Here is a 19,160-nt window from a genome sequence, read left to right on the forward strand (position 1 = left end):
GATGTGCAACGAACGAGCGAGGTGTTGGCGTGAACATTAATGCAACCCTGATTGGCCAGTCCGTTGCGTTCTTCATTTTTGTACTGTTTTGCATGAAGTTCGTGTGGCCTCCGGTCATCGCGGCTTTGCACGAACGTCAGAAGAAGATCGCGGATGGACTGGACGCTGCCGCCCGAGCAGCTCGCGACCTGGAGTTGGCCCAAGATAAAGCGGGTCAACAACTGCGCGAAGCTAAGGCTCAGGCAGCTGAAATCATTGAGCAAGCCAAGAAACGCGGTAACCAGATTGTTGAAGAGGCTGTTGAAAAAGCCCGTATCGACGCTGACCGTGTGAAGGTTCAGGCTCAGGCCGAGATCGAGCAGGAACTGAACAGTGTCAAAGACGCGCTGCGTGCCCAACTGGGTGCACTGGCCGTTGGCGGCGCCGAGAAGATCCTGGGTGCCACAATCGATCAAAACGCGCACGCGGAGCTGGTAAACAAACTGGCTGCTGAAATTTAAGCGAGGGCGATCATGGCAGAATTGACCACGTTGGCCCGACCTTACGCTAAGGCAGCCTTCGAGCACGCCCAGGCCCACCAGCAACTGGCCTCTTGGTCAGCCATGCTCGGCCTGGCTGCAGCAGTGTCGCAAGACGACACCATGCAGCGCGTGCTCAAGGCCCCGCGACTGACGAGCGCAGACAAGGCCGCCACGTTTATTGACGTGTGCGGCGACAAGTTTGATGCCAAGGCACAGAACTTCATCAACGTCGTTGCCGAAAACGACCGTCTCCCGCTGTTGCCGGAGATTGCCGCTCTGTTTGACCTGTACAAGGCCGAACAAGAGAAGTCGGTAGACGTTGAAGTGACCAGTGCTTTTGCATTGAACCAAGAACAGCAAGACAAACTCGCCAAGGTTCTCAGTGCACGACTCAACCGGGAAGTGCGCCTGCAAGTTGCGGAGGATGCCGCCCTAATTGGTGGTGTCATCATTCGCGCCGGCGACCTGGTAATCGATGGCTCGATTCGCGGCAAACTCGCGAATCTTGCCGAAGCATTGAAATCTTGAGTTTGAAGGGGCAGCAGAGCAATGCAGCAACTCAATCCTTCCGAAATAAGTGAAATTATCAAGGGCCGCATCGACAAGCTCGATGTGACCTCCCAAGCCCGTAACGAAGGCACTGTCGTCAGCGTGTCTGACGGTATCGTGCGGATTCACGGTCTGGCCGACGTAATGTACGGCGAGATGATCGAGTTTCCGGGCGGCGTCTTCGGTATGGCTCTCAACCTGGAGCAAGACTCCGTAGGTGCCGTAGTTTTGGGCTCCTACCAGTCTCTGGCTGAAGGCATGAGCGCCAAGTGCACCGGCCGCATCCTCGAAGTTCCGGTTGGTAAGGAACTGCTGGGTCGCGTAGTCGACGCACTGGGTAACCCGATTGATGGCAAGGGTCCGCTGAACAACACTCTGACCGATGCGGTCGAGAAAGTTGCTCCAGGCGTGATCTGGCGTAAGTCGGTAGACCAGCCTGTACAGACTGGCTACAAGGCTGTCGATGCCATGATCCCTGTCGGCCGTGGCCAGCGTGAGCTGATCATCGGTGACCGTCAGATCGGTAAAACCGCTCTGGCGATCGACGCGATCATCAATCAGAAAAACAGCGGAATCTTCTGCGTCTATGTAGCCATCGGTCAGAAACAATCGACCATTGCCAACATTGTTCGCAAGCTGGAAGAAAACGGCGCATTGGCTAACACGATCATCGTGGCAGCGAGCGCTTCGGAATCTGCAGCCCTGCAATACCTGGCACCTTATGCCGGTTGCACCATGGGTGAATTCTTCCGCGACCGCGGTGAAGACGCGCTGATCGTTTATGACGATCTGTCCAAGCAAGCAGTGGCTTATCGCCAGATTTCCCTGCTGCTGCGCCGTCCGCCAGGCCGTGAAGCTTACCCAGGCGACGTGTTCTATCTCCACTCCCGTCTGCTGGAGCGCGCATCCCGCGTTTCGGAAGAATACGTAGAGAAGTTCACCAACGGCGCAGTGACCGGCAAAACCGGTTCCCTGACCGCGCTGCCGATCATCGAAACCCAGGCTGGCGACGTTTCCGCGTTCGTTCCGACCAACGTGATTTCCATCACTGACGGTCAGATCTTCCTGGAATCGGCCATTTTCAACTCCGGGATCCGTCCTGCAGTGAACGCCGGTGTTTCGGTATCCCGTGTGGGTGGTGCCGCTCAGACCAAGATCATCAAGAAGCTCTCCGGTGGTATCCGTACCGCTCTGGCTCAGTACCGTGAACTGGCAGCATTCGCCCAGTTCGCTTCTGACCTGGACGAAGCGACCCGTAAGCAACTTGACCATGGTCAGCGCGTTACCGAGCTGATGAAGCAGAAGCAATACGCCCCAATGTCGATTGCAGACATGGCGCTGTCGCTGTATGCCGCTGAGCGTGGGTTCTTGACTGACGTCGCGATCGCCAAGATCGGTAGCTTTGAACAAGCGCTGATTTCCTTCTTCAACCGCGATCACGCCGATTTGATGGCGAAGATCAACGTGAAGGGCGACTTCAACGACGAAATCGACGCAGGCATGAAAGCCGGCATCGAGAAGTTCAAGGCGACCCAAACCTGGTAAGCCGCAGCGGGAGCCGCAAGGCTCCCGCTTGCTAACCTGATAGGTGTTACATGGCAGGCGCAAAAGAGATTCGCAGTAAGATTGCGAGCATCAAAAGCACGCAAAAGATTACCAGCGCCATGGAAAAAGTGGCGGTCAGTAAAATGCGCAGGGCACAAATGCGCATGGCTGCTAGCCGTCCTTACGCGGAGCGCATCCGCCAGGTTATTGGTCATTTGGCCAACGCCAACCCGGAATATCGCCACCCGTTCATGATCGAGCGTGAAGTAAAGCGCGTCGGTTACGTTGTGGTGAGCTCTGACCGTGGTTTGTGCGGTGGTTTGAACACCAACCTGTTCAAGGCCCTGGTCAAGGACATGGCGGTAAACCGCGAAAACGGCGTCGAGATTGATCTGTGTGTAGTGGGTAGCAAGGGTGCGGCTTTCTTCCGCAACTTCGGCGGCAACGTCGTAGCAGCTATCAGCCACCTGGGTGAAGAGCCGTCGATCAATGATCTGATCGGCAGCGTCAAGGTGATGCTGGATGCCTACCTGGACGGCCGTATTGACCGCCTGTCCGTGGTGTCCAACAAGTTCGTCAACACCATGACGCAATCGCCTACCGTGGAGCAGTTGATTCCACTGGTGGCAACCCCGGATCAAGGACTCAAGCACCACTGGGACTATCTCTACGAACCGGACGCCAAAGAGCTGCTTGACGGCTTGATGGTTCGCTACGTGGAGTCGCAGGTCTACCAGTCGGTGGTCGAGAACAACGCGGCTGAACAAGCAGCGCGGATGATCGCGATGAAGAACGCTACCGACAACGCCGGTGATTTGATCAGCGATTTGCAGCTGATCTACAACAAGGCGCGTCAGGCTGCGATCACCCAAGAGATCTCGGAAATCGTCGGCGGCGCTGCCGCGGTTTAACGGTTCAAATATTCAGAGGATCCAGCTATGAGTAGCGGACGTATCGTTCAAATCATCGGCGCCGTTATCGACGTGGAATTCCCACGCGACAGCGTACCGAGCATCTACAACGCTTTGAGTGTAAAAAGCGATGCAGGCACCACTCTCGAAGTTCAGCAGCAGCTGGGCGACGGCGTGGTTCGTACCATTGCGATGGGTTCCACCGAGGGCTTGAAGCGCGGTCTGGAAGTCACCGACTCTGGCGCAGCCATCTCCGTACCGGTCGGTAAAGCGACTCTGGGCCGGATCATGGACGTACTGGGCAACCCGATCGACGAAGCTGGCCCGATCGACACCGAAGAGCGCTGGGGCATTCACCGTCCTGCGCCAACCTTCGCTGAACAAGCGGGCGGCAACGACCTGCTGGAAACCGGCATCAAGGCTATTGACCTGGTTTGCCCGTTCACCAAGGGTGGTAAAGTCGGTCTGTTCGGTGGTGCCGGTGTAGGCAAAACCGTAAACATGATGGAACTGATCCGTAACATCGCCATCGAGCACAGCGGTTATTCCGTGTTCGCCGGTGTGGGTGAGCGTACTCGTGAGGGTAACGACTTCTACCACGAGATGAAGGATTCCAACGTTCTGGACAAAGTGGCACTGGTTTACGGTCAGATGAACGAGCCGCCGGGTAACCGTCTGCGCGTAGCACTGACCGGCCTGACCATGGCCGAGAAGTTCCGTGACGAAGGTAACGACGTTCTGCTGTTCGTCGACAACATCTATCGTTACACCCTGGCCGGTACTGAAGTATCCGCACTGCTGGGCCGTATGCCTTCCGCAGTAGGTTACCAGCCGACCCTGGCCGAAGAGATGGGTACTCTGCAAGAGCGTATCACTTCGACCAAAAACGGTTCGATCACCTCGATCCAAGCGGTATACGTACCTGCGGATGACTTGACTGACCCGTCGCCAGCGACCACTTTCGCCCACTTGGACGCCACCGTCGTTCTGTCCCGTGACATCGCTTCCCTGGGTATCTACCCGGCAATCGATCCACTCGACTCGACTTCGCGCCAGCTGGACCCGAACGTAATCGGCCAGGACCACTACGATACCGCTCGCGGTGTACAGTACGTTCTGCAGCGTTACAAAGAACTGAAGGACATCATTGCGATCCTGGGTATGGACGAGCTGTCTGAAGAAGACAAGCAGTTGGTAAACCGTGCTCGTAAGATCCAGCGTTTCTTGTCGCAGCCGTTCTTCGTGGCTGAAGTCTTCACTGGTTCTTCGGGTAAATACGTTTCCCTGAAAGACACCATTGCTGGCTTCAAAGGCATCCTCAACGGTGACTACGACCACCTGCCAGAACAAGCGTTCTACATGGTCGGCAGCATCGAAGAAGCGATCGAAAAAGCCAAGAAACTGTAATCCCGGCGCCCGGCAACGGGCGCTAATTTAGGTTGAGGCAATCAGATGGCTATGACAGTCCATTGCGATATCGTCAGCGCGGAAGGAGAAATCTTTTCCGGCCTGGTCGAGATGGTGATTGCGCACGGTGCACTGGGTGATCTTGGTATCGCTCTGGGCCACGCGCCGCTGATCACTAATCTCAAGCCTGGTCCGATCCGCCTGGTCAAGCAGGGCGGGGAAGAGGAGGTGTATTACATCTCCGGTGGTTTCCTCGAGGTTCAGCCGAACATGGTCAAGGTTCTTGCCGACACCGTGCAACGAGCTGCCGACCTGGACGAAGCCTCCGCTCAGGAAGCCGTTAAGGCTGCCGAGAAGGCCTTGCATGAGCGGGGCGCGGAATTCGATTACGGTTCTGCTTCTGCACGTCTGGCCGAGGCTGCAGCTCAGCTGCGCACCGTCCAGCAGATCCGCAAGAAGTTCGGCCACTAACAGGCCATCACTTGTTGCGCGATTGATTAAAAAGGGTAGCCTCGGCTACCCTTTTTTCTTTTCCGATTTTCATAACCTGGTCGCAGCCGCTGACCATCCAGGATTGGTAGCCAGTCATGTCTCTTGAAATTGTTATCCTCGCTGCCGGCCAAGGCACTCGCATGCGTTCGGCACTGCCGAAAGTCCTGCATCCGATTGCCGGCAACTCGATGCTTGGTCATGTTATCCACAGCGCGCGGCAACTTGATCCACAGCGCATCCACGTGGTGATTGGCCATGGTGCCGACGCCGTACGTGAGCGACTGGCAGCCGATGATCTGAATTTCGTCCTGCAGGACAAACAGCTGGGTACTGGCCACGCGGTTGCTCAAGCAGTCCCGTTCATTGAGTCCGACACCGTCCTGATTCTTTACGGCGACGTGCCGTTGATCGAAGTCGAGACCCTTCAACGTCTGCTCAAGCAGGTTGCGCCGCAGCAATTGGGCTTGCTGACCGTGGAGCTGGATGATCCAACCGGCTATGGCCGCATCGTCCGCGATGCCGCCGGCAAGGTGACGGCTATCGTCGAGCAGAAAGACGCCAACGAAGCCGAGCGCGCGATCACTGAAGGCAACACCGGCATTCTCGCGCTGCCGTTCGCGCAACTGGGCGGCTGGATGAGCCGTCTCTCCAACAACAACGCCCAGGGCGAGTACTACCTGACCGATGTGATTGCCATGGCGGTCAGCGATGGTCTGGTGGTGGCCACCGAGCAGCCGCACGACGCCATGGAAGTGCAGGGCGCCAATGATCGCAAGCAGCTTTCCGAGCTCGAGCGTCACTATCAACTGCGCGCGGGTCGTCGGTTGATGGCCCAGGGCGTGACCCTGCGCGACCCGGCACGTTTCGATGTCCGCGGCGACATCACTGTCGGACGCGATGTGCTGATCGACATCAACGTCATTCTCGAAGGCAAGGTTGTCATCGAAGATGACGTGGTGATCGGCCCGAACTGCGTGATCAAGGACAGCACTTTGCGTAAAGGTGTGGTGATCAAGGCCAACAGCCATATCGAAGGCGCGATCATGGGCGAAGGCAGCGATGCCGGCCCATTCGCGCGCCTGCGTCCCGGCACTGTGCTGGAGGCTCGCGCGCATGTGGGTAACTTCGTCGAGCTGAAAAACGCTCACATGGGTGAAGGCGCCAAGGCTGGTCACTTGGCGTATCTGGGCGATGCCGAGATTGGCGCACGCACCAACATCGGTGCGGGCACCATCACGTGCAACTATGACGGTGCCAACAAGTGGAAAACCGTGTTGGGTGAGGATGTGTTCATCGGTTCCAACAACTCGTTGGTGGCGCCTGTGGATATCTCTAGCGGTGCGACCACTGCGGCCGGATCGACCATCACGCAGAATGTGGATAACGCGCAGTTGGCTGTCGGACGTGCGCGCCAGAAGAATATCGATGGCTGGAAGCGGCCAGAGAAAATCAAAAAAACCTGAGTTATCCACAGTTCATGACATCGTGTTCGCGGGCAAGTCGGATCGCCGCACCGCTCGCTCCTACAGATTTCACGTCGTTCTCCGATAGTGAACGAATCCCGTAGGAGCGAGGCTTGCCCGCGAAGCTTTTATCCACAGACCTTTTTATCGCCTCGCGCTTGACGAAGTTTCGCCAATAGGTTTTGATTGCTTCCGTTATCTTTCGAATCGAAACTTACCAAGTCATGTCGAAGCGCAATACACCTCAACGCCGTCACAATATCCTCGCCTTGCTCAATGAGCAGGGCGAAGTCAGTGTTGATGAACTGGCCAAGCGCTTCGAAACCTCGGAAGTTACGATTCGCAAGGACCTGGCGGCGCTCGAAAGCAATGGTCTTTTGTTGCGTCGGTATGGCGGTGCGATCACCATGCCTCAGGAACTGGTCGCCGATATCGGGCAGCCGGTTTCCAGGTACAAACAGGCGATCGCCCGTGCTGCCGTTGCGCGGATCCGCGAGCACGCCCGGATCATCATCGACAGCGGCAGCACCACGGCAGCGATGATTCCGGAACTCGGTCAGCAGCCGGGCCTGGTGGTGATGACCAACTCGCTTCATGTCGCCAATGCCTTGAGTGAACTCGAGCACGAACCGGTGCTGCTGATGACCGGCGGTACCTGGGACCCGCATTCCGAGTCTTTCCAGGGGCAGGTCGCCGAGCAAGTACTGCGCTCCTACGATTTCGATCAGTTGTTCATCGGTGCCGACGGCATTGACCTGGTGCGCGGTACCACCACCTTCAATGAATTGCTGGGACTCAGCCGCGTCATGGCGGATGTCGCCCGCGAAGTGATCGTGATGGTGGAGTCCGACAAGATAGGCCGCAAGATTCCCAACCTGGAGCTGCCATGGAGCAGCGTCCATACCCTAATTACCGATGATCGCCTGCCGCTGGAGGCACGCGATCAGATACAAGCCCGCGGTATCACGCTGATATGCGCGGCTGTCAGTCAGGAGAAATAGCATGTGTGGAATTGTCGGTGCAGTCGCAGAACGTAACATCACTGCCATCCTCCTCGAAGGCCTCAAACGCCTGGAATACCGTGGCTATGACAGCGCCGGTGTGGCGGTCTATACCAATGACCAACAGCTCGAGCGCATGCGTCGTCCGGGTAAAGTCAGCGAGCTGGAACTGGCGCTCGAAGCCGAGCCGCTGGTCGGTCGCCTGGGCATCGCCCACACTCGCTGGGCCACTCACGGTGCGCCGTGCGAGCGCAACGCTCACCCGCATTTCTCCGGTGATCTGGCGGTGGTGCACAACGGCATCATCGAGAACTACGAAGCCCTGCGCGAACAACTCAAGGCATTGGGCTACGTGTTCACATCTGACACCGACACTGAAGTCATCGCCCACCTGCTGAATCACAAACTCAAAGATCTGAACGACCTGACCGTGGCCCTCAAGGCCACCGTTAAAGAGTTGCACGGTGCTTACGGCCTGGCTGTGATCAGCGCTCGGCAACCGGATCGTCTGCTCGCCGCTCGCAGTGGCAGCCCGTTGGTGATTGGCCTGGGCCTGGGTGAAAACTTCCTCGCTTCCGACCAGTTGGCCCTGCGCCAGGTCACTGACCGCTTCATGTACCTGGAAGAAGGCGATATCGCCGAAATTCGTCGCGATAGCGTGCAGATCTGGGACGTTAGCGGCAAGGTCGTCGAGCGTCAAACCGTGCAGTACCGTGACGGTGCCGACGTGGCGGACAAAGGCGAGTTCCGCCACTTCATGCTCAAGGAAATTCACGAACAACCGGCTGTGGTGCAGCGTACCCTCGAAGGTCGCCTTAGCCCGGACGGTGTGCTGGTGCAAGCTTTCGGCCCACAGGCTGCCGAGCTGTTCGCCAAAGTGCGCAACGTGCAGATCGTCGCCTGCGGCACCAGCTACCACGCCGGCATGGTCGCCCGTTACTGGCTGGAAGAGCTGGCCGGCATCCCGTGCCAGGTCGAAGTCGCCAGCGAATTTCGCTATCGCAAAGTCGTGGTGCAGCCCGACACCCTGTTCGTGACCATTTCCCAGTCCGGCGAAACCGCCGACACCCTGGCCGCGCTGCGCAACGCCAAGGAGCTGGGCTTCCTCGCCAGCCTGGCGATCTGCAACGTCGGCATCAGCTCGCTGGTGCGTGAGTCCGACCTGACCTTGCTGACCCAGGCCGGCCGCGAAATCGGCGTGGCCTCGACCAAAGCCTTCACCACTCAGTTGGTTGGCCTGCTGTTGCTGACGCTGTCCCTGGGTCAAGTGCGCGGCACCCTGGCCGAAGGCGTCGAAGCCACCCTGGTCGAAGAACTGCGTCGCCTGCCGACCCGTCTGGGCGAAGCCCTGGCCATGGACGGCACTGTGGAGAAAATCGCCGAGCTGTTCGCCGAGAAGCACCACACCCTGTTCCTCGGTCGTGGCGCGCAGTTCCCGGTAGCGATGGAGGGAGCCTTGAAACTTAAGGAAATCTCCTACATCCACGCTGAAGCCTACCCGGCCGGTGAACTGAAGCACGGCCCGTTGGCGCTTGTGGATAACGACATGCCGGTAGTGACCGTGGCGCCTAACAACGAACTGCTGGAGAAGTTGAAGTCCAACCTTCAGGAAGTGCGCGCCCGTGGCGGCCAACTGATCGTCTTCGCTGACGAGCAGGCCGGCATGACCAACGGCGAAGGCACCCACGTTGTGCACATGCCGCACATCCACGACATTCTGTCGCCGATCCTCTACACCATCCCGCTGCAGTTGCTGTCGTACTACGTCGCGGTGTTGAAAGGCACAGACGTTGACCAGCCGCGCAACCTGGCGAAGTCAGTCACCGTGGAATAAGTTATCCACAGCTGAATCGAGGGGCAGGGTTCCTGTTGTTGACAGGACCTTGCCCCTTTTACATTCAGCTCAGAATTTTTCCTCTATCAATCGCAGTGGATAATCCGGCTCTCGATAGCTGCCTGGCTTCTGGCGTTTGGGCAACTTCACGGGCTCCCTCGGAACGTCCTTATAGGGAATGCGGCTGAGCAGGTCGGTGATGATGTTCAGGCGAGCCCGTCGCTTGTCATTGGAGTTGGCCACGAACCAGGGGGCATGTTCGGTGTCGGTCATCTTGAACATGTCGTCACGGGCGCGTGAATAGTCGTACCAGCGGCTATATGACTTGAGATCCATGCCGGTGAGTTTCCAGATTTTGCGTCCATCCTTGATGCGTGCCTGAAGACGTCGTGTCTGTTCCTCTTGGCTGACCTCCAGCCAATATTTGATCAGGATGACGCCCGAATCGACGATTGCACGTTCCACCAAAGGAATCGACTTCAGGAAACGGTCGACCTGCTCCTGGGTGCAGAACCCCATCACGCGTTCAACACCCGCACGGTTGTACCAACTGCGATCGAAGATCACCACTTCGCCGGCCGCCGGCAGATGCGGCAGGTACCGCTGGACATACATCTGGGTTTTTTCACGGTCGGTCGGCGCGCTCAACGCGACCACCCGAAAGATACGCGGGCTCACCCGTTCAGTCAGGGCTTTGATTGTCCCTCCCTTGCCGGCACCGTCGCGGCCCTCGAAAACAATACACACCTTGATGCCTTTCTCCCTAACCCACTCCTGCAACTTGACGGTTTCGACGTGCAGTCGGCGCAGTTCTTCCAAGTAATCCTTGTTAGTCATCTTCGAGCTGTCGGCAGCGTTCTGCTTAAGCGGGCGCTTCTTATCCTTTGCCATAATCAAGACCTCGCAAATTCCCGGTTATGTCAGACTAGATTGTTTTGAACGCCGTATTGGATTCGCAGCCTGACGGTAGCGATTATCTGAGTAGAGGACATACCCAGTGGACCGATTCCAGGAAATGCAGGTCTTCGCCGCCGTCGCCCAGGACCAAGGTTTTTCGGCAGCGGCGCGGCGTTTGGGCCTGTCGGCGGCCAGTGTTACCCGTGCCGTGGCCGCGCTGGAAAAACGCATTGGCACACGGTTGCTGACGCGCACCACCCGCAGCGTGCATTTGAGCGAGGCGGGTCAGCGGTATCTTGAAGACTGTAGGAGGATTCTTGCCGAGGTGCAGGAAGCGGAGGATTCAGCTGCGGGCAGTCATGCCGAACCCCGTGGGCAACTGACGATCACCGCGCCGGTGTTATTTGGCGAGTTGTTCGTTACGCCGGTGATGGTGAGTTATTTGAAGCAGTTTCCTGAAGTCTGCATCAACGGCTTGCTGGTCGATCGGGTGGTGAGCATGGTCGAGGAGGGGATTGATGTGGCTGTGCGCATCGGTGAGTTGCCCGACAGCAATCAGCACGCGATCCGCGTCGGCGAAGTACGGCGGGTGATTTGCGCTGCTCCGCCATTTCTGGGGACACAGGGCAGGCCCGTGCATCCTCAGGATCTGGCGCACGTACCGGTTATTTCAACGTCTGCTATCGGTCAGCTTAAAAGCTGGCCTTTTCAGGATGCGGGCGAGCCACTCAGCGTACGGGTTGAATCGCGATTGGTGGTGACGGCGAATCAGGCAGCCATTACGGCAGCGTGTCTTGGGCTGGGATTCACCCGTGTCCTGTCTTATCAAGTCGCCAGTAAAGTCGCTTCCGGCGAACTGGAAATCGTATTGGCTGACTTCGAACTGCCGCCATTGCCCATCCATGTGGTGTATCAGGGTGGCCGCAATGCGCCGGCCCGGATTCGCAGTTTTGTCGACTTCACGGTGAAAGCGCTGCGGGAACACCCTGCCTTGCAGGGCTGATGGGTTATTGCACTGGCTGAAATAATGGATTGCGTTTGCTGGTTATTCTGTTGTTTTGGTTGGGGGTGGAAGATGGCTCCCATCGGCGCTGATCGTTTCAGAACGGCGCCACCACCCAGCGGAGTCGACCATGCAAGCGATCAAACTCTACAACTTCCCGCGTTCCGGCCATGCTCACCGTGTGGAGCTGATGTTGTCCCTGCTGCAACTGCCGACCGAGCTGATCCTGGTCGATATGGCCAAGGGCGCGCACAAACAGTCGGATTACCTGGCGATCAACCCGTTCGGACAGGTCCCGGCCATCGACGATCAAGGTGTGGTGCTGGCCGATTCCAACGCAATTCTGGTTTATCTGGCGAAAAAATACGGTAACGGTCGCTGGCTGCCAGACGACCCGCTCGGCGCCGCCAAGGTTCAACGCTGGTTGTCAGTGGCAGCCGGACCGATTGCCTTTGGCCCGGGCCGGGCCCGGCTGATCACGGTGTTTGGCGCGCCTTACAGGGCTGAAGAGACGATCGCTTACGCCCACGTCTGGCTCAAACTGATCGATCAGGAACTGGCTGATACGGTTTACCTGACCGGCAGCGAACCAACCATTGCCGACGTGGCCGCCTACAGTTACATCGCCCACGCACCGGAAGGCAACGTGTCGCTCGAGGACTACGCCAACGTACGAGCCTGGCTGGCGCGCATCGAAGCCTTGCCAGGGTTTGTCGGCATGCCGCGCACCGTCGCCGGCCTGCAAAAAACTGCCTGATACCTGCGGCCCGGCATTGTCGGGCTGTTCACATTGCGCCTGGCGCGCAGGGGAGAAGCCGTAATGGACCAGTCACCTTGGCACGCGGGCGAAAAACAGTTGCAGGCACACGTCGGTGTTGCCGAGCGAATGGAGGCGTTGGGTCGTAGGGTAGTTCGCACTGAGATGCCGGACCAGCACCGCACATTCTATGAGCAACTGCCGTTCATGCTGTACGGCGCAGTGGACGTCGACGGTAACCCTTGGGCGAGCATTCTTGAGGGGCAACCGGGCTTCGCTCACTCGCCCGAGCCAGGTGCGCTGCAATTCAACGGCTTGCCGGGGGCGGATGACCCGGCGCAATTGACCGATGGCGCGGCGATCGGCTTGTTGGGGATCGAACTGCACACGCGGCGGCGCAATCGCCTCAATGGTCGCGTCGGCGCCGTGACAGCGAATGGCTTCGGCGTAACGGTCGAACAGTCCTTCGGCAACTGCCCACAATACATTCAATTGCGGCAATTTCGTTCGGTGCCGCTGGCGGATCCCTCGACGCGCATCGCGCAGCACATGAACGGTCTGGATGATGCGGCCAAAGCCATGATTGCCGGTGCCGATACCTTCTTCGTCGCCAGTTATGTGGATGTCGACGGTCGGCGCTCAGTGGACGTTTCCCACCGTGGCGGTCAGGCCGGTTTCGTACACGTGGAAGGTAATCGTCTGACCATCCCGGACTTCGCCGGCAATCTGTTCTTCAATACCCTGGGCAACCTGTTGATCAACCCCCGGGCGGGTTTGCTGTTTATCGATTTCAACTCCGGCGACCTGCTGCACCTCAGCGGTCGCACCGAAATCATCCTTGAAGGCCCCCAAGTCGAAGCCTTTCAAGGCGCCGAGCGTCTGTGGACATTCGAGGTGGAGCAGGTGGTGCGTCGGCCCGCGGCACTGGCTCTGCGCTGGCGCTTCGACGGCGTATCGCCCACCAGTTTGCTGACGGGCACCTGGGAGCAGGCCAACGCACGCCTGCAAGCCCGGGCGCTGGGTGATCATTGGCGGCCGCTGCGGGTGGTGCGCATCGAAGCGGAAAGCCACAACATCCGCTCGATCTATCTGGAGCCCGCCGATGGCGCCGGGTTGCCGCTGTTTCAAGCGGGGCAGCATTTACCGCTGCGGTTCAACATTGGCGGTGAGGTGCATATCCGCACCTACAGCCTGTCGAGCGCGCCGTCCGATGACTTTTTCCGCATCAGCGTGAAGCGAGAAGGGCGGGTGTCTTCGCATCTGCATGAGCAGGTTCGTGTTGGTGATCTGCTGGAAGCCCGCGCGCCTCAAGGGCACTTCACCGTGGCAACCCATGAACGTCGGCCGCTGGTGTTGTTGGCCGCCGGCGTAGGCATTACGCCGCTGCTGTCGATGGTACGGGAGGTGGTGTATCAAGGCCTGCGCACGCGGCACATTCGGCCTACATGGTTTTTCCAGAGTTCGCGCACGCTGGCGGATCAACCGTTTCGCTCCGAGCTGGATCGTTTGCTGGATGACGCCGGTGATTCGGTGCGGGTAGTGCGTCTGCTCAGTCAACCGGAGGCCGATGCTCACGAGGGCGAGGACTTTGACCTGACCGGACGGATCGACACCGCGTTGCTCAAGAACATCCTTGAAGTGGAGGACTACGATCAGCTGGATTTTGTACTCTGCGGGCCGGGCAGTTTTACTCAAGGGCTGTACGACAGCCTTCGGGAACTGGACATCCGTGACAGCAGGATTCACGCCGAAACCTTCGGCCCGTCGACCTTGCGTCGCCGGCCGGACCCCGACGCGGTGGTCATCGAGCAACCGCCGGCTGCAACCACGTCGATGCCGGTGGTGTTCGAGCGTTCGGCCAAAGAAGCCCGCTGGCAACCCGAGGGCGGCAGTTTGCTGGAGTTGGCGGAAAGCCGCGGTTTGCACCCGGAATTCAGTTGCCGCGGCGGTTCCTGCGGGACGTGTAAGACTCGCCTGATCAGCGGTCAGGTGAATTATCCACAGCCGCCAGCGGAGGTGCCGGAAGTAGGACATGTCCTGATTTGTTGTGCGATTCCGGCGCAGGGCTCGCAGCCTTTGGTGCTCGACCTGTAGCATCAAACGCGGCGTGTAGGAGCGAGCGATGCGGCGACCCGACTTGCCCGCGAAGCTTTTGGCGGAGTTTAGGACGCCTTCGCGGGCAAGCCTCGCTCCTACAAGATGAGATTCAGGCTTAGGAGTTTTATGGTTTTTCTCGCTCGCCTGTCAGGGTTGCTGGTGATGCTGGCTTTGCTTAGCGGTTGTGAACGACAGGACGCACCGCCGCTCGATCAGCAACTTTATGTATGGCAACGACAATGGACGCCGGCCCACGAAGCCGCACTCAAAGACAGCCGTGCGGATTTTTCGACCCTGCGGGTGCTGGCCTTGCAAGCATTCCCCAAGGCGGGTTGGAACCGGGCGCGAATCGATCCGGTGCTGCTCAAACGGGATGGCCGGCCACTGATAGCGGTGATTCGTCTCGATGGCCAGCTCAAGTCGCTGGATCAGGACGAGGTCACTGCGCAGATCCAGCAAGTGCTCAGCGATTGGCAGGCGCAGGGGCTGGTGCTCTCTGGCGTGGAAATCGACCACGATGCCGGGAACGCTCGGCTACCGGCTTATCGGAAATTCCTCACGGATTTGCGCGCGGTGCTGCCGGCTTCCATGCCGTTGAGCATTACTGCGCTGCCGGCGTGGCTCGACAGTTCCGAACTGCCGGCATTGTTATCCACAGTCGATAGCAGCGTGTTGCAGGTGCATGCGGTGAGCGACCCGCGCATGGGATTGTTTGACTCGAATCAGGCCAGAAAATGGGCCGGCGCCTGGAGCCGCATCACTTCGAAACCTTTTTATCTGGCGCTGCCGGCCTATGGCGTAGCGTTGTTGCCGCAGGCCGGCGGCGCACTCGACGTGGAAAGCGAAGTGCCCATTGAGCGCGTCGGCGAGCGCCGGGAATTGCTGGCCGATCCGCAGCAACTGAGCGCACTTGCCACCCAATTGCGTAACGATCCACCGGCTCATCTGGCCGGGTTGATCTGGTTTCGCCTGCCGTTGGCCAATGATCGCCGGGCCTGGAGCCTGACGACCTTGCGCGCCGTAGCCCGTGGCGAAGCCCTCGATAGTCGCCTGACGCTGAAACTCTCGGCGCAGGATGGCCTCTATGACGTCAGCGTCAGCAATCAAGGCAACCTCGACAGCGCCTGGCCCGAACGCCTGACGCTCGCGGCACGAGGTTGTGAAGGCGCCGATGCCCTGGCCGGTTATGCGTTGCAACAAAGCCCGGATCTGCTTACCTTCACCCGCCTGCGCGACGGTCGGATCCCGGCCGGTGGGCAGCGCGCCATTGGTTGGGCGCGCTGCACAAACATTGATCAAGGAGGTTCTAATGTTCACCCGTAACTGGCCCCGCCATTTGCTTTGCCTGAGCCTCGGTTTTCCACTGGGTTCGGCAGTGGCCTGCGGGCCGGATTTCCCCATGCGCCTGCTCGACAACCGGGGCCAGTCGCTGGCGGAGCTGCCGGAAGGCAACTTCCGGTTCGAGATCAGTCGTCTCGGGCAGGTGATTGCGGGTTTGAAGAACGTCAGTGAAGTCGTCTACAGCATGGACGCGCCTGACTATGCCGTGCAGCGGGACGACGCCGAACAGGCTGGTTTGGCGGCGCAGCAGCAGGCGTTGGTCAAACAACTGCGCACGCTGAGCGATGCTCATCAGGTCGAGGCGCAGGGCGCAAGCCTGCCGACCGAGCTCATGCTCTATCTGGCGGGCGCCGTGGCGTTCAACGCCGGTGACCATAGATTGGCCGCCGATTACTTCCAGAAAGTGCTCGCATTGCCGGCAGATCAACGCGCGTTCCGCAGCACCTGGGCTGCCTACTCGCTGGGCCGGGCGCTGTTTGCCATGAGCAGCGAAGCGGACGCCGCGCCCGATCTGCTGACGCAATCGCGCAAGGCCTTTGAGCAGGCGCGCCAGTTGAGCATCGACGGCTTCAGCGATCCATTGGAGCTCGGCGTCGCCAGCCTCGGCGAAGAGGCGCGAGTCGCTCGCACGACGGGCGATTGGGACAACGCTATAAAACTCTACGCCACGCAAAACCTCCATGGTTCCGCAGTGGGTTACACCTCAATGAAGCTGTTGATGGCCGATCTGGCGGCGATGCCCGACGAGCAACTGGCCGCGTTGCTGAAAGGCAAACCGGTGCAGCAGCTGGTCACGGCGTCGCTGATCAGCCGGTTGGGTTGGTCATTTGGTGATCAACCGCCGAGCGAGCAAAAACTGATCAAGCTGCTGCAGAACAGCACGCGCGGCAGCCTCGATAATGCTGATCGGCTGGCGGCCGTGAATTATCAACAGGGCGATTACGCCAGTGCAAAGGCCTTCCTTGAACACGCCGGTGACGGTGGCCTGGCGTGGTGGCTGCGGGCGAAACTGGCGATGCGCGAGGGTGATAAAACGGCAGCCGCCGCCGCGTACGCCAAGGCTGCCCAGGCCTTCCCGCAGAGCGAATCCTGGGGCGAGCGACGGACGCCGGACTGGGATTTCGAAACGCTTCAACCCAAGTGCCGAGTCGAGGGGGAAAGCGCGATCCTGGCGTTGCAACGTGGGGATTATTTGCAGGCATTCGATCAGCTTTATCGTAGCAACGACATTTACTGGTTCGACGCCGCGACCGTCGCTGAGCGTGTGCTGACCGTCGATGAGCTCAAGCATTACGTCGACACTCAGGTGCCGGCCCCGCCCGCGCTGACTCAGCAGGATCGCGATAACTACGTGCCGTTGTCGGTGGCGGCGAAGTTGCGCAACCTGCTCGGGCGGCGCTTGTTGCGTGAGGAGCGTTATGACGAGGCGCCCGCGTACTTCGACAGCGAGACGTTGCACCATCAGGCCAAGTCGTACGGGGAGTTGCGCCACGACGCCGAATCGAAATGGTGGCCAAGCAAACGTGCCTTCGCTTACTACAATGCCGCGACGCTGGCCCGTTTCAACGGGATGGAGCTGTTGGGCTACGAGATGTCCCCGGATTACGCGACGTTCGGGGGCAATTACAGCCTCGAAAGTAACGAACTCAAGGTCGGTCCATTAGTGGCTGAAGAGGAGGTCAGGCGCCAACAGGCCAGTGCCGCTCAACCCGATCAGCGTTTCCACTACCGTTATGTCGCGAATGCCTTGGCCAGTCGCGCCGCTGATTACTTGCCACATACCAGTCAGGCCTTTGCGGCGGTGCTGTGCGCGGCGGCGGGATGGAACACAGGTCAGGAGGAGAAAAGCGCTTTCTATCAACGCTATGTCAAAGAAGGTCCCTACGTGGATTGGGCACTTTTCTTCGGCGAGCGGTGCCCTTATCCGGATTTCCATAATGCAGACAAACGCTATGTCACCCAGGCATTGAGTCCGATCCGCGCGACGTTGCGACCTTACAAAAAGTGGCTGGAAATGGGCGCTGTCGTGGCAGTTACCGCCATTGCGCTGGTACTGATCAATCGTCGCAAGCGTAGGGTGCGTCAGTAATCACGCCTGTTGAACAAAGGTCAGTCGCAGGGCAAAACCAATCAACAGGCTGCCAAACAACCACTGCTGTACGCGTTGGGCCGAAGGACTGCGTTGCAGCCAGCGACCAAGCGCGGCGCCGGCCAAGGCGTACGCGCTGTCGAACAACAATCCGACGCTGACCAGCACCACGCCCAGGGTCGCGAATTGTGCGAGCACCGGCCCTGCTTGCGGATCGATAAACTGCGGCAGCAGCACCGAGCAGAACAGCAGCGCCTTGGGGTTCAGCAGGTTGGTCAACAATCCGCGCTGAATGGCTTCGCGCCAACGAGGTTTTCCACAGGCTGAATCTGCACCGTTCAGGCTCGGGAGCATCGTGGTCCGCAGGCATTGAATGCCGATCCACAACAGGTACGCGGCCCCGGCCAGGCGCACCATATCGAAAGTCCAGGGCGCGGCCTTGAACAGTGCCGCCAGCCCCAGTGCCGCCAACGCCACGTGACAACCCCGGGCAATGCCCAAACCCACCGCCGTGGCCAGCGCCGCGCCTTTGCCCTGACGAGCGCCGGTTTGCAGCAGCAGAATCATGTCCGGGCCTGGGAGCAGGTAAACCACAGCCAGTGCCATGAAAAATAGCCAAAGCCCCGCCATGCTGCACCCCTTTCGTTGTCGATTCGGTAGCGCCAGTCTAGGGCTGAAACACAGGGCAGGTGGTTGCGTAGTTTGCTTCTAAATAGTCATTGGTTGGCATAACCTGCCACTTAATGTCATTCAAATCAGCGGGATCTGCCAAAAATGAAACTCGACGCTTACGACCGAAAAATTCTCGCGGCCCTGCAACGTGACGGTCGTCTGAGCAACGTGCAACTGGCTGATGAAATCGGTCTGTCTGCGTCCCCCTGTTTGCGTCGGGTGCGGATGCTGGAGGAGGCCGGGGTGATTCGCGGCTATCAGGCCAACCTGGACCGCGATGAAGTCGGGTTGGGGCTGACGGTGTTTGTCGGGGTCAAGGTCGAACGCCACAACGACGAACAGGCCGAAGCCTTTCGTGTGGCGGTGATGGCTTTGCCCGAGGTGATTTCGGCGTTTCTGGTGTCAGGGGAATCGGATTTTCTGTTGCAGGTGGTGGTGCCGGATTTGCGTGCGTACGACCGTTTTCTCACCGGGCGTTTGCTGAAGTTGCCGGGGGTGAGTGACATACGCAGCAACTTTGCGATTCACACGGTGAAAACGCCGGGGGCGTTGCCTCTAGAGCATTTGCCGCTTTAAACCGA

At 59.1% G+C, this 19,160-nt stretch carries 17 protein-coding genes; 15 read left to right on the top strand and 2 right to left on the bottom strand.

Annotation, left to right across the window (positions count from 1 at the left end):
* Positions 1-29 precede the first annotated feature (29 nt).
* The 9 genes from ACYZUC_RS20250 to glmS all read left to right on the top strand — a co-directional run bounded on the left by ACYZUC_RS20250 (position 30) and on the right by glmS (position 9,723).
* A complete protein-coding gene (locus tag ACYZUC_RS20250; RefSeq protein ID WP_008027535.1) occupies positions 30-500 on the top strand; it encodes a F0F1 ATP synthase subunit B in 471 nt (156 codons plus the stop codon).
* A 12-nt stretch (positions 501-512) separates the two neighbouring features.
* Positions 513-1,049: a F0F1 ATP synthase subunit delta gene (locus ACYZUC_RS20255; protein WP_150746238.1), complete on the top strand. Its 537-nt coding sequence runs from the start codon at positions 513-515 to the stop codon at positions 1,047-1,049.
* A 21-nt stretch (positions 1,050-1,070) separates the two neighbouring features.
* Complete coding sequence (gene atpA, locus ACYZUC_RS20260) at positions 1,071-2,615, top strand: F0F1 ATP synthase subunit alpha (RefSeq protein ID WP_461989938.1); 1,545 nt, start codon at positions 1,071-1,073, stop codon at positions 2,613-2,615.
* Positions 2,616-2,665: 50 nt separating this feature from the next.
* Positions 2,666-3,526: a F0F1 ATP synthase subunit gamma gene (atpG, locus tag ACYZUC_RS20265; protein WP_461989940.1), complete on the top strand. Its 861-nt coding sequence runs from the start codon at positions 2,666-2,668 to the stop codon at positions 3,524-3,526.
* A gap of 27 nt (positions 3,527-3,553) precedes the next feature.
* Positions 3,554-4,933 carry a F0F1 ATP synthase subunit beta gene (atpD, locus tag ACYZUC_RS20270; protein ID WP_461989942.1) on the top strand — a complete coding sequence of 460 codons (1,380 nt, stop codon included), beginning with the start codon at positions 3,554-3,556 and terminating at the stop codon, positions 4,931-4,933.
* A 45-nt stretch (positions 4,934-4,978) separates the two neighbouring features.
* On the top strand, positions 4,979-5,404 hold the full coding sequence (locus ACYZUC_RS20275) for a F0F1 ATP synthase subunit epsilon (RefSeq protein WP_075946957.1): 426 nt from the start codon (positions 4,979-4,981) through the stop codon (positions 5,402-5,404).
* A gap of 116 nt (positions 5,405-5,520) precedes the next feature.
* A complete protein-coding gene (glmU, locus tag ACYZUC_RS20280) occupies positions 5,521-6,888 on the top strand; it encodes a bifunctional UDP-N-acetylglucosamine diphosphorylase/glucosamine-1-phosphate N-acetyltransferase GlmU (RefSeq protein ID WP_461989945.1) in 1,368 nt (455 codons plus the stop codon).
* 224 nt (positions 6,889-7,112) lie between these two features.
* Positions 7,113-7,889, top strand: coding sequence for a DeoR family transcriptional regulator (locus ACYZUC_RS20285; protein ID WP_008027522.1), 777 nt, complete (start codon positions 7,113-7,115; stop codon positions 7,887-7,889).
* 1 nt (position 7,890) lies between these two features.
* The gene (glmS, locus tag ACYZUC_RS20290; protein ID WP_461989947.1) at positions 7,891-9,723 is read left to right on the top strand and encodes a glutamine--fructose-6-phosphate transaminase (isomerizing); all 1,833 of its coding nucleotides are present in this window, start codon (positions 7,891-7,893) and stop codon (positions 9,721-9,723) included.
* A gap of 69 nt (positions 9,724-9,792) precedes the next feature.
* Here glmS and ppk2 read toward each other — a convergent pair whose 3' ends face one another.
* Positions 9,793-10,614: a polyphosphate kinase 2 gene (gene ppk2 / locus ACYZUC_RS20295; RefSeq protein ID WP_461989949.1), complete on the bottom strand. Its 822-nt coding sequence runs from the start codon at positions 10,612-10,614 to the stop codon at positions 9,793-9,795.
* Positions 10,615-10,720: 106 nt separating this feature from the next.
* Between ppk2 and ACYZUC_RS20300 the strand changes: the two genes are divergently transcribed.
* From ACYZUC_RS20300 to ACYZUC_RS20320, 5 genes are all read left to right on the top strand, one after another.
* A complete protein-coding gene (locus ACYZUC_RS20300) occupies positions 10,721-11,623 on the top strand; it encodes a LysR family transcriptional regulator (protein ID WP_461989951.1) in 903 nt (300 codons plus the stop codon).
* Positions 11,624-11,753: 130 nt separating this feature from the next.
* On the top strand, positions 11,754-12,380 hold the full coding sequence (locus ACYZUC_RS20305) for a glutathione S-transferase family protein (protein WP_461989953.1): 627 nt from the start codon (positions 11,754-11,756) through the stop codon (positions 12,378-12,380).
* A gap of 63 nt (positions 12,381-12,443) precedes the next feature.
* Entirely contained in the window at positions 12,444-14,474 is a 2,031-nt protein-coding gene (locus ACYZUC_RS20310) for a 2Fe-2S iron-sulfur cluster-binding protein (RefSeq protein ID WP_461989955.1), read from the top strand.
* A gap of 129 nt (positions 14,475-14,603) precedes the next feature.
* Positions 14,604-15,800: a DUF3142 domain-containing protein gene (locus ACYZUC_RS20315; protein WP_461989956.1), complete on the top strand. Its 1,197-nt coding sequence runs from the start codon at positions 14,604-14,606 to the stop codon at positions 15,798-15,800.
* A complete protein-coding gene (locus ACYZUC_RS20320) occupies positions 15,787-17,907 on the top strand; it encodes a hypothetical protein (protein ID WP_461989958.1) in 2,121 nt (706 codons plus the stop codon). The genes ACYZUC_RS20315 and ACYZUC_RS20320 overlap by 14 nt, the downstream gene beginning before the upstream one ends.
* Here ACYZUC_RS20320 and ACYZUC_RS20325 read toward each other — a convergent pair whose 3' ends face one another.
* The gene (locus ACYZUC_RS20325) at positions 17,908-18,537 is read right to left on the bottom strand and encodes a LysE family translocator (RefSeq protein WP_461989960.1); all 630 of its coding nucleotides are present in this window, start codon (positions 18,535-18,537) and stop codon (positions 17,908-17,910) included. It lies immediately after the preceding gene.
* Positions 18,538-18,681: 144 nt separating this feature from the next.
* Here ACYZUC_RS20325 and ACYZUC_RS20330 point away from each other — a divergent pair, with 144 nt between their 5' ends.
* A complete protein-coding gene (locus ACYZUC_RS20330; protein WP_008027506.1) occupies positions 18,682-19,155 on the top strand; it encodes an Lrp/AsnC family transcriptional regulator in 474 nt (157 codons plus the stop codon).
* Positions 19,156-19,160 lie beyond the last annotated feature (5 nt).

Source organism: Pseudomonas sp. GT1P32 (genome assembly GCF_054897805.1).